Source organism: Winogradskyella sp. (genome assembly GCF_045105575.1).
Lineage (GTDB): Bacteria > Bacteroidota > Bacteroidia > Flavobacteriales > Flavobacteriaceae > Winogradskyella.
This window is the reverse complement of record NZ_JBGCDQ010000042.1, coordinates 75411-87180: the sequence shown is the minus strand read 5'-3', so window position 1 is coordinate 87180 and position 11770 is coordinate 75411. Positions and strand designations below refer to the sequence as shown.

12 protein-coding genes are annotated in these 11770 nt (G+C 34.1%); all 12 read right to left on the bottom strand.

All coding sequences use genetic code 11. The features are described 5' to 3' along the window. Positions 1–55: 55 nt before the first annotated feature. Positions 56–1207 carry a cytidylyltransferase domain-containing protein gene (locus tag AB8B52_RS10545; RefSeq protein ID WP_406027859.1) on the bottom strand — a complete coding sequence of 384 codons (1152 nt, stop codon included), beginning with the start codon at positions 1205–1207 and terminating at the stop codon, positions 56–58. A 6-nt stretch (positions 1208–1213) separates the two neighbouring features. After that, the gene (locus AB8B52_RS10540) at positions 1214–2086 is read right to left on the bottom strand and encodes an N-acetylneuraminate synthase family protein (protein ID WP_406027857.1); all 873 of its coding nucleotides are present in this window, start codon (positions 2084–2086) and stop codon (positions 1214–1216) included. Next, positions 2083–3018, bottom strand: coding sequence for a GDP-L-fucose synthase family protein (locus AB8B52_RS10535; RefSeq protein WP_406027927.1), 936 nt, complete (start codon positions 3016–3018; stop codon positions 2083–2085). Before AB8B52_RS10535 ends, AB8B52_RS10540 begins: the two co-directional genes overlap by 4 nt. Position 3019: 1 nt before the next feature. Next, positions 3020–4135 carry a GDP-mannose 4,6-dehydratase gene (gmd, locus tag AB8B52_RS10530; RefSeq protein ID WP_406027856.1) on the bottom strand — a complete coding sequence of 372 codons (1116 nt, stop codon included), beginning with the start codon at positions 4133–4135 and terminating at the stop codon, positions 3020–3022. Between the two features lie 205 nt (positions 4136–4340). Next, positions 4341–5435: a non-hydrolyzing UDP-N-acetylglucosamine 2-epimerase gene (wecB, locus tag AB8B52_RS10525; protein WP_406027854.1), complete on the bottom strand. Its 1095-nt coding sequence runs from the start codon at positions 5433–5435 to the stop codon at positions 4341–4343. Positions 5436–5631: 196 nt separating this feature from the next. Then, complete coding sequence (gene rfbA, locus AB8B52_RS10520) at positions 5632–6504, bottom strand: glucose-1-phosphate thymidylyltransferase RfbA (RefSeq protein WP_406027852.1); 873 nt, start codon at positions 6502–6504, stop codon at positions 5632–5634. Between the two features lie 32 nt (positions 6505–6536). Further along, positions 6537–7592, bottom strand: a complete 1056-nt coding sequence (gene rfbB, locus AB8B52_RS10515) for a dTDP-glucose 4,6-dehydratase (RefSeq protein WP_406027850.1) — start codon at positions 7590–7592, stop codon at positions 6537–6539. Positions 7593–7643: 51 nt separating this feature from the next. After that, positions 7644–8435 carry a 3'(2'),5'-bisphosphate nucleotidase CysQ gene (cysQ, locus tag AB8B52_RS10510; RefSeq protein WP_406027848.1) on the bottom strand — a complete coding sequence of 264 codons (792 nt, stop codon included), beginning with the start codon at positions 8433–8435 and terminating at the stop codon, positions 7644–7646. Between the two features lie 2 nt (positions 8436–8437). After that, positions 8438–9694: a sulfate adenylyltransferase subunit 1 gene (locus AB8B52_RS10505; RefSeq protein WP_406027846.1), complete on the bottom strand. Its 1257-nt coding sequence runs from the start codon at positions 9692–9694 to the stop codon at positions 8438–8440. Positions 9695–9717: 23 nt separating this feature from the next. Further along, a complete protein-coding gene (cysD, locus tag AB8B52_RS10500; RefSeq protein ID WP_406027844.1) occupies positions 9718–10623 on the bottom strand; it encodes a sulfate adenylyltransferase subunit CysD in 906 nt (301 codons plus the stop codon). Further along, positions 10620–11219 carry an adenylyl-sulfate kinase gene (gene cysC / locus AB8B52_RS10495; protein ID WP_406027842.1) on the bottom strand — a complete coding sequence of 200 codons (600 nt, stop codon included), beginning with the start codon at positions 11217–11219 and terminating at the stop codon, positions 10620–10622. The genes cysD and cysC overlap by 4 nt, the downstream gene beginning before the upstream one ends. Then, positions 11216–11656 carry a DUF2061 domain-containing protein gene (locus AB8B52_RS10490; protein ID WP_406027840.1) on the bottom strand — a complete coding sequence of 147 codons (441 nt, stop codon included), beginning with the start codon at positions 11654–11656 and terminating at the stop codon, positions 11216–11218. The genes cysC and AB8B52_RS10490 overlap by 4 nt, the downstream gene beginning before the upstream one ends. Positions 11657–11770: the final 114 nt, after the last annotated feature.

The window sequence follows — 11770 nt, the reverse complement described above, 5'->3', positions numbered from 1 at the left end:
TGAATTTGTATTTAACCTAAAAAAACTCAATATATAATTATTAAGCGTACCGGAATTAGTACCCTAAAAAAGAAACAAATTCTCTCACAACACCATTACCTCCGTCTTTTTCTAACTTAATGATGTGTGGTATGCTTTTAATCTTTTCGACTGCGTTTGCAGGACAAGCGGCATAACCTACGGCTGATAATAACTCAAAACAATTGATATCATCACCAATATACGCAACTTCATCTAAAGAAATTCCTTCTTTTTTACAAATATCCTTTACTACGGATAATTTACCATTGTGCTTTTTACCTTGATAAAGATAATCTACTTTAAGTTTTGCGGCTCTTTTACTAACTATATTAGTATCTTCTGAGGTTACTATACCTGTTTTAATATTGTTTTCTCTTAAAATTTGGAAAGCCATTCCGTCATGAGTATTAAACTTTTTAAGTTCATCACCAGTTTCGGAATAATACATCCCTGCATCTGTTAAAACACCATCTACATCTGAGACAAATAGTTTTATTATAGGTTTAGCTTGATTTTGTTTAAAGACATGTTTCCGCATTAAAGATTCAGCTACAATCCAGTCTTCTTCTTCATCAATTTCTACAGCAGTATATTCTGGCATTTGATATATACCAATCTTACCCGAAAGTCTATTTTGGTGCTCAATAATATTTCCTACTGTATTGATATATAAGGCACCATTTTCTAACAAGGCACCTTTAAAATCTTGTCGTCTAGGTCGTGATTTATAATCATAATTTTCGGGTTGTCCGGATGCATTCCAAAAAAAACGTTTTACTAAAGCACAAGATAATACTGAATCAAATTCATTTGCTTGAAACAACTCCATAGCTTCAGAGAAATGGACATTTGTAGTTAAAGGCGACGTGGCCTGAACTAACATAAAGCAATCACTTTTTTGATAATTTGAAGCGTTTATATACTCTAACATCACGCTTTCAGTGGAGGAATGATCCTGAGAATTTTTGAAGTTTCTATCGTAAACCTGGAGCTTATTAAACCCAAAAGAATTTGCTACTTTTTTTATATCATCAGCATCTGTTGCTAAAATAATTTTATCAATTAAATCTGTTTTTTGCAACTCAGATATAACCCAATATATGAGTGGTTTACCAAAAAAAGACTTAATGTTTTTTCCTGGTATACCTTTACTTCCGCCTCTTACTGGGATAAAAGCAATATTCATATTAATTTACTTTTTATTTTTAAGCTTCTCTCTTTGAACTTTTTCGATATCGAGAATTTCCGTCTTTTTGTAAGACAAAGCCTCATGAGTTGCTTTTAAATCTCTTACTAATTTTCTCATACCATCTGGTTCTAAAGAAGCAGAATGATCAGTTCCTTTCCATGTTCTATCCAATGTGTAATGTCTTTCAACATAAGACGCACCAAGTGTGAAAGCTGCAACATCTATCGCAATCCCTAAATGGTGTCCAGAAAAACCAATAGCCTTAACTCTGTTTTCGTACTTTTCTTTAAGTTTCAATATTTCTAATAAACATACATCTTTGAAAGGAACTGGGTAGCCAGAAGTACAGTTATAAATGATAACGTCTTTTGCTCTGTTGTGCTTTTCAAAAAGTGACACTATTTCTTCTATTTCATCCAAATACGTCATCCCAGTAGAGACGTGTATTTCGCCTTTATAATTGAGTGCCAACCATTCTAGCATTGTATAATTATTGTTACAAGCTGAAGGAATCTTTAAGAAGTCAAGGTTTAAGCTAGTCATTTCTTTTGCAGAGGTCAAATCCCAAACGGAGGTAGAAAACGTAATACCCAATTCAACACAATAATCTCTTAATTCTCTATTTTGATCAACATCGAATTCTAAAAACTCTCGATGTGCTCCATATGTATCGCCATAAGAATTAACAGGGTTTGGGTGCGGTGCGTTATACTGCTCTTCAGTTAACAACTCCTTGTTGTTTCTTTTCTGTAGCTTAACTGCATCTACATTACAAAATATTTTTGCCATTTTAATTAATTCTTTTGCAATATTGATATCGCCTTTGTGGTTGCATCCTATTTCAGCAATTACGTATGGTGCTTTATATTTATTCATAATAAATTATTATTAATTTTAAACCAATTATAAGTCTTTTCTATTCCTTTATTTAACGTTATAGTGTGTTTCCAACCTAATTTCCCTAACTTAGAACTATCCATTAATTTACGTGGTGTACCATCTGGTTTCGAGCTATCCCAAACCAGTTCTCCATTATGTCCAATAATATCTTGTATGGTTTCAGCCAATTCCCTTATTGTCACATCTGCACCAGTACCTACGTTATATAAGTGTTCTGGTAATACGTTTTCAACTGTAAACAAAACGGCTTGTGCTAAATCATCTACATACAGAAACTCGCGCATTGGAGTGCCACTTCCCCATAAATTCACTGGCTTATGCCCATTTTCTTTTGCTTCATGAAATTTGCGTAACATGGCTGGTAATACATGTGAACTTTGCAAATCAAAATTATCATTTGGACCGTATAAATTAGTAGGCATTAGGCTCACAAAATCTTTACCGTATTGTTTTCTAATAGCTTCACAAGCTTTCACACCTGCAATTTTAGCGATAGCATACCACTCATTAGTAGGCTCTAAACTATCCGTTAATAGATATTCTTCTTTAAGGGGCTGAGGCGCAAATTTTGGATAGATACATGAGCTTCCTAAAAATACAAATTTTTGAATCTCAGCTTTATGAGCCGAATCAATCAAATTATTCTGAATCTGTAAGTTTTCCATTAAAAATGGATATGGATGATTGTTATTGGCTAAAATCCCACCTACTTTGGCGGCTGCGTTTATGACCATATCTGGCTTTTCTGCATCAAAAAATTCAGCGACTTCTTTTTGATTTCGCAAATCGAGTGCGCTACTGGTTTTACCAACAAGGTTTTTATAACCTTTGGCTTCAAGGGCTCTCCAAACCGCAGAACCGACCATACCACGATGCCCAGCAATGTATATTTTTGAATCTTTCGCTATACTACTCAAAATAATTCATGGTATTATATCCACCTTCTTCAAGGTATTGTTGTTCTTTCATCAGTTTTATATCGCTTTGCATCATGTCTTTAACTAGATCGTTGAGATCGTATTTACATTCCCAACCCAATTTGTTTTTGGCTTTTGAAGCATCTCCAATAAGCAACTCCACCTCTGTTGGTCTAAAATAACGTGCATCAACAGCTAAGACTTCTTTTCCTATGTCTAGTTGATATTTAGGATCATTACATTTTATCACATAAGCCTTTTCTTCCTCACCTTCACCTTTAAATTCTAATTCTATTCCCACTTCAGCAAAACTCATATGGACAAAATCTCGAATTCGAGTAGTTTTTCCTGTAGCTATAACCCAATCTTCAGCCGCATCAGCTTGCAGAATCATCCACATCATACGCACATAATCCTTGGCGTGTCCCCAATCTCTCTGCGCGTCAAGATTTCCTAAGTAAAATTTATCTTGTAATCCAAGTGCTATTCTTGAAACTGCCCTTGTAATTTTTCGTGTTACAAAGGTCTCACCTCTAATGGGTGATTCATGATTAAATAAAATACCGTTACAGGCATACATATTGTAGGCCTCTCTGTAATTTACTGTTATCCAATACGCGTACATTTTAGCCACAGCGTATGGCGACCTCGGATAAAATGGTGTCGTTTCAGATTGTGGCACTTCTTGCACTTTACCATACAACTCTGAGGTTGAAGCTTGGTAAATTCTTGTTTTCTTTTCTAAACCCAATAAGCGTACGGCATCTAAAATACGTAAGGTACCTAGACCATCTGCATTACCAGTATATTCTGGAATCTCGAAAGACACAGCTACGTGGCTCATTGCCGCTAAGTTGTAAATCTCGTCTGGTTGAATTTCTTTAATTAGTCGTATCAGGTTGGTACTATCAGTCATATCACCATAATGCAAGTAAAAATTACGATGATCTACATGTGGATCTTGATACAAGTGGTCTATTCTATCGGTATTAAATAATGAGGAACGACGCTTTAACCCATGGACTTCATAGCCTTTTTTTAACAAAAACTCACTGAGGTAAGCGCCGTCTTGACCTGTAACACCAGTAATAAATGCAATTTTATTCATTGATATGCAAAAAAAACGTTAAAGAATAGATATTATTTCAATTTGCAAAGCTAATAAAATATACGGCTAATTAAATATTTTCTAAAATTTAAAATAAAAATAAAAGATTGAAATGCGTTTGTATGTCAAAACTTTACGCCTTAAATTATGGTTTCTTTTTTAATAAGACTAATCTATAACGATCAACTATTACTATCTCTATCATCTACTCTTCTGATAAAATCTTTAGTAAACGCTCCGTAGATTTTCCGTCCCAAAATTTAGGAACTCGCCCTTTTTTATAATTACCACTTTGAATTTTCCCGACATATTCTAAAATAATTGATATATCAAAATCTAATAACGTATTAGAACCGACCTCTAAAGTTATCGGGCGCTCAGTATTAGGCCTCAGCGTTAAACATGGCTTTTGCTTAAAAGTAGTCTCTTCTTGAATACCACCACTATCAGTAATTACTATTTTTGCATTATGAATTAAGTTTTGAAAACCAAAATAATCTAATGGGCCGATTTTGATTAAATTATTTATACTTTCAAACTCTTTTTTTAGATCAAACTTCTCAATATTCTTGATTGTTCTCGGATGCATTGGGAATACAATTTTGTCAGTAGTAGATAATTTTTTGAGCAAATTATATAACCTTAACAAGCCATGTTTATCATCCACTGTAGATGGTCTGTGAATTGTAATTAAAATAAAGCCATCCTTTTTTAAACCATAAGTACTCATGTGGTTTTGACACTGAATATCTGCTTCAAATGCAACAAGGGTATCAATCATAGTATTACCAATAAAAAAAATTTTATTCTTATGCTTACCTTCTTTAATTAGATTATCCATCCCACTTTGCTCTGTTACAAAAAAATAATCAGTGATTTCATCGACTAGAAGCCTATTTATTTCTTCGGGCATGGTTCTATCAAAACTGCGCAAACCACTTTCTAAATGCCCAAGTGGAATTCCCATTTTATTAGCTGTAATAGCTGCCGCAAGGGTTGAATTAACATCACCCGGAACAATTATTAAGTTAGGCTTAAATTCGTTTATTACATCTTCTAAACGAATCATAATTTCACCAATTTGATTATTTGCACTTTTTTGAGGAATATTCAAAGTAAAATCAGGCCATATATCAAGCTGTTCAAAAAAAATATCTGCCATAGCTTTATCAAAATGCTGACCAGTATGTACAATTTTAATATCGAATTGGTTTTCAAATTTTTTTTCGGCTACTTTTTTGAATTGAGTAATTTTTATATAGTTGGGCCTAGTACCAACTACCAGTAAAATACGCTTCATTTATTTTTCTGTTTTTAACTTTTATATATTACACTAAAAATGATAAACTCCTTAATCACTTTCAAAACCTTATTTTAAGATGAATCATCAATATATTGAAAACAAGATTTGTCTCGCTGCACTTTATCGCTTTTTATTAAGAAGTTCTGCTTAACTAAAAACTATTAAAAAAATTTAAGAGATCATTTTAAAATAGCTATCGGTTTACAATTTGTTTCAAATAATCATAATAATCACCCTTTAAGTCTTTAATTTGTTCTGCAACTTGCGTTTTAGTAATCCATTTATAATAAACCGCTATTTCTTCCAAGCACGCAATTTTAAGACCTGTTCGTTTTTCAACCGCTTTAACAAATTCGGTTGCTTCTGTTAGCGCTTCATGCGTACCTGTATCTAACCACGCAAATCCTCTGCCTAGAATTTGAAGTTTTAAATTCTTTTGATCGAGATAAGCTTGATTAACCGATGTGATCTCTAGTTCACCACGATGAGACGGTTTTACATTTTTAGCAACCTCTACCACTGAATTTGGATAAAAATACAAGCCAACGACTGCATAATTAGATTTAGGTTGTTTTGGCTTTTCTTCTATGCTAATGACATTTTTGTCAGTATCAAATTCCGCAACACCATAACGCTCTGGATCTTTTACGTAATTCCCAAAAACGATAGCGCTTCCATCTTTCTCAACACTTTCAACAGATTGTTTCAATATATTTTGCAATCCTGCTCCATAAAAAATATTATCACCCAAAACTAAGCAAACACTATCGTCTCCTATAAATTTTTCACCTAAAATAAAGGCTTGTGCTAATCCATCTGGACTTGGTTGTTCTATATAACTTAATTCAATACCTAGTTGGCTTCCATCACCTAAGAGTTGTTTAAAATTTGGAAGATCGTGTGGTGTAGATATAATTAGAATTTCCTTTATACCAGCCAACATTAAAACCGACAATGGATAATAAATCATAGGCTTATCATAAATCGGTAATAACTGCTTACTTACTGCTAATGTTAAGGGATGAAGTCTGGTTCCTGATCCTCCTGCTAAAATAATTCCTTTCATCTTTTTCGTTAATTTATTCGAATTATTTCGAATTACTGATATTGCTCTTTATAGTATTTTAAGTAATCACCACTTGTCACTTTTTCCATCCAGGCTTCATTGTTCAAATACCAATCAATGGTTTTACTTAAGCCTTCTTCAAATGTTACGGACGGACTCCAATCGAGTTCAGAATTAATTTTTGAGGCATCTATGGCATATCTTAAATCGTGCCCAGGTCTATCTTTTACGTAAGTTATTAATTGTTCACTTGTCCCTGTTGGTTTCCCAAGTTTAAAGTCCATCTGCTTGCATAGTAACTTTACCAAGTCAATATTTTTCCATTCATTAAAACCACCAATATTATAAGTTTGTTTGAGTTTACCTTCGGATAAAATTAAGTCTATGGCAATAGCATGATCGATAACATATAACCAATCTCTTGTATAATTACCATCACCATACACAGGAAGCGGTTTTTCTAAAATAATATTATTAATAAAAAGTGGTATTAATTTCTCAGGAAACTGGTTAGGTCCATAATTATTGGAACAATTTGAAATTATAAACGGCAAGCCGTAAGTCTCACCATAAGCGCGAACAAAGTGATCACTACTGGCTTTAGAAGCTGAGTAAGGCGAGTTAGGATCATAAGCCGTAGTTTCTGTAAATAATCCTGTTTCTCCTAAAGTACCATAAACCTCATCGGTACTAATATGGTAAAATAATTTATCTTTAAAATCCGCTTTCCAAAGTTTTGCGGCTGCTTGCAAAAGATTTAAAGTTCCCATGATGTTGGTTCTGGCAAATGCTAGCGGATCTGTTATGGACCGATCTACATGAGATTCTGCTGCTAAATGTACAACAGTATCAAATTTATAAGTTTCAAAGGCTTCCGAAATAGCCTCCGCTTCTGTGATGTCTAATTTTAGAAACTTGTAGTTATTTTTAGATTCTATATCGCTTAAATTCTCCAGATTACCAGCGTATGTTAAACTGTCCAAGTTATAGATTTGGCAACTAGAATATTTTTTAACCAAAAGACGTACCACATGAGAACCAATGAAGCCTGCGCCACCTGTAACTAATATATTTTTTTTATTTTTCATGCTTAATTACTATTCAAAATTCAATCTTAAGAAAACCAAAACTACCGAATACTATCGCTTTACCAAAAACCAATTGTTCAATAATTCCTCTCTATTGTAGAGCATAGGTTCTTTTGTACTCCAATCGACAACCTCAAAACCTGCGTGCTCGCAAATGGCTTGGCCTGCTGCTGTATCCCACTCCATAGTTGGTGCAAATCTCGGATAACAGTCCGCTTGCCCTTCTGCGACCATGCACAATTTTAATGAACTCCCTTTAGATATTAAATTTACAGATCCATGCTTCACACGCATCTCCCTAACATAAGCTTCTGTTTCTGGCGACATATGCGAACGGCTTGCGACAACAGTAAACGTTTTATCTTCTCTTTCCAATGGTAATTTTTCACCATCCTCTAATATCGAATCAATATTATAATCTTGCAGGCTTATTGCTATTTTATAAGACCCTAATTTGTTAGTCGAGAAATAGAGTTCTCCCAAAGCTGGCACATAAATAACACCAAGGACTGTTTTTTGATCCTCTATTAGCGCAATATTGACTGTAAACTCGCCATTACGTTTAATAAATTCTTTTGTACCATCTATTGGATCCACAATCCACAACTGTTTCCAATCTTTTCTATTAGCATATGGTATAGATTTCCCTTCTTCTGAAAGCACTGGAATATCCGTCTTCTTTAAATAAGACAAAATAACATTATGAGAAGCGATATCTGCTTTTGTAAGTGGAGAATTATCACCTTTTAATTCCACTTCAAAATCTTCAGATTTATAAATATCTAAAATTACTTTTCCTGCTTCTAGGGCAGCTATTATAGCTGTTTTTAAATTTTTATCCATACTTAAATAATCATACCTGCTCCAATTGTTTCATTGGTTTGCTCATCAATGATAATAATACTTCCAGTTTGGCGATTTCGTTTGTAAGCATCGTAAAACATTGGCTTCGCTGTTCTAATAGACAAACGTGCAATATCATTCATTTCTACCTGATTTATACTTTCAACACGATGCAAGGTATTAATATCGATTTTATATTTTAACTCTTTTACCATGCCTACAGACTCATTTGTAGTATGCTTAATCACTAATTTAGTTCTTGCCTGAATAGGCTTAGCACTCATCCAAGTGACTAAAACCTCTAAATCTTGTCCTATTTCTGGCACGTTATTTTCACGTACAATCATATCACCACGACTGTTATCTATTTCATCTTCTAATGTCATAGTCACCGACATAGGAGCAAAAGCTTCTGCTATTTGTTCACCGTTAAGCTCAATGGTTTTTATGGTTGACACAAAGCCTGAAGGTAAGGATTTTACTTTATCACCTGGTTTAAAAATTCCACCATCAATACGACCTGCAAAACCTCTATAATCTTGATTTTCTAAAGTATGTGGTCGAATAACAGACTGAATAGGAAAGCGACAATCTACCAAATTATGATCACTTGAAATATGAACGGTTTCTAAATGATACATCAATGTACTACCTTGATACCAATCCATATGTTCAGAACGATTCACCACATTATCGCCATTTAAAGCTGAGATAGGAATAAACTGAATATCTTTAATACCTAATTTAGAAGAGAACGCTTTAAAATCTGAAACAATTGAATCATAAGTTTTCTCACTGTAATCTACCAAATCCATTTTATTAACGCATACGATAGCATGAGGAATGCGCAATAAAGACGCAATAAAGGCATGACGATGGGTTTGCTCTAACATGCCTTTACGTGCATCAATAAGTATAATGGCTAAGTTAGCAGTGGATGCACCAGTAACCATATTTCGTGTATATTGAATGTGCCCAGGAGTATCAGCAATAATAAATTTACGCTTCGGTGTAGCAAAATAACGATATGCTACATCAATAGTAATACCTTGTTCGCGTTCAGATTTTAAACCATCTGTTAGTAATGATAAATCCACGTAATCAAAGCCTTTTGATTTACTAGACGCCTCTACAGCATCTAATTGATCTTGAAAAATTGATTTACTATCATATAGCAAACGCCCAATTAATGTGCTTTTGCCATCATCTACACTACCTGCCGTTGTAAAACGTAATAATTCTATATTTTGATATGTCATTCTAATCTCTTCTGTAAAATTTTTTAAAAGTACCCTTGTTTTTTGCGATCTTCCATAGCAGTTTCAGCACGCTTGTCATCAGCTCTTCCACCACGTTCCGTAGTTGTTGTTGTTGCAATTTCTTCGATGATTTTGTCTAATGTATCAGCTTCAGATTCTACGGCTCCAGTAATTGGCATATCTCCACAGGTTCTGTAACGAATCGTCATATTCACCACTTCCTCATTTTCTTTTAATTTAATAAAGTCTGAATTTGCCAAAATACCACCATCCCTTAGCACGCAATCGCGTTGATGAGAGAAATAGAGTGACGGTAAATCAATATTTTCTAATTTAATGTATTCCCAAACATCCATTTCTGTCCAGTTTGATATAGGAAACACCCTAAAATGCTCTCCATAATTCTTGCGACCATTAAAAAGGTTCCACAATTCAGGTCTTTGATTTTTAGGATCCCATTGACCAAATTCATCACGATGAGAGAAGAAACGCTCTTTCGCTCGTGCTTTTTCCTCATCGCGTCTAGCACCACCCATGGCGGCATCTACTTTGTACTCCTCAAGCGTGTCTAAAAGTGATACAATTTGAAGTGAATTACGAGATGCATCTGCACCTGTTTCTTCTTTAGCACGTCCTTTGTCAATAGCTTCTTGCACGGAACCAACAATAAGTTTAACTCCTAATTTTTCTACTAATTCATCTCTAAAAGCAATCGTTTCAGGGAAATTATGACCAGTATCTATATGAATCAAAGGAAACGGAATTTTTGCCGGAAAAAAAGCTTTTTTAGCTAAATGCGTTAATAAAATTGAATCCTTACCACCAGAAAAAAGTAATACAGGATTTTCAAACTGTGCTGCAATCTCTCTAATCACAAAAATAGCTTCGGATTCTAGTTCTTTTAAATGATTCATTATATAATTACTCATATGCTCTCTTTTAATTTTGGAATAATAAAGTCTAAAATAGTTTGAACAGATGCTTCTATACTTTGATGATCGGTTACTATTTCTAAATCTGGATGCATAGGTACTTCATACGGTGCAGAAATACCTGTCATATTTTTAATTTCGCCTGCTCGTGCTTTTTTGTATAGACCTTTAACATCTCTTCGTTCGCATTCTTCGAGCGAAGTATTGACATATATTTCAAAGAAATTATCTTCTCCTACAATATTTTTTATGTTTTCTCTATCTTTATGATATGGTGACACGAAAGCTGCTAAAGTTACCACACCTGCATTAACCATTAAATTTGAAATTTCTGCGATACGTCTTATGTTTTCGGTCCTGTCTTCAGGAGCAAAACTCAAATCTTTATTAATGCCTTGTCTGATGTTATCACCATCTAAACTAAAGGTAGAGATGCCTTTTTGATAAAGCGCGACTTCTACCAAATTAGCTAAGGTAGATTTCCCAGAACCGGATAAGCCAGTAAACCATAGTAAAAAAGACCGATGACCATGCCGCTTTTCACGATCTGCTCTAACGATTTTATAATCCTGCCGCACGGTATTCATACTCATAATTCTCCAGATTTTTGGAACGTATTTATCTGCTCTCGCTGCTTTCTTCGATCTAAACCATAATCTATGCGATACCACAGCTTTTCGTGACCAAAATATAATAACATTTTAGTTATCACCTCAGCTACTCCAATTTTAAGTCCTGTTAAAGGGTTACCAGTAATTACCCAAGCTAAGATAATCGTATCTAAAGTACCTATTGCTCGCCAAGAAAACGTTTTTAGAATGTGACGCTTGTTTGATGACTTTATGTTCGACTTAAACCAAAGTCGCTCGTGAGCATAATATAAAACCATTTTAGTCACCAGTTCCAAAAGACCGATTTGCACACCAACTTTAATATCACTTGAGATGAGCCATGACAATAAAAATGTATCTAACGTTCCTAAAATTCTCCAGGTTATGGTTTTTGCTACATGTCGTTTACTGAATTTCAAAATTTAAACAGTGTCATAATGTATTTACAAGTGTGAGTTAACAGTTCTAAATTCAACATTCAATTTATATTCTAAAATTATAATTCTCTCGCTTTAAATTGTGTAAATCTAGGC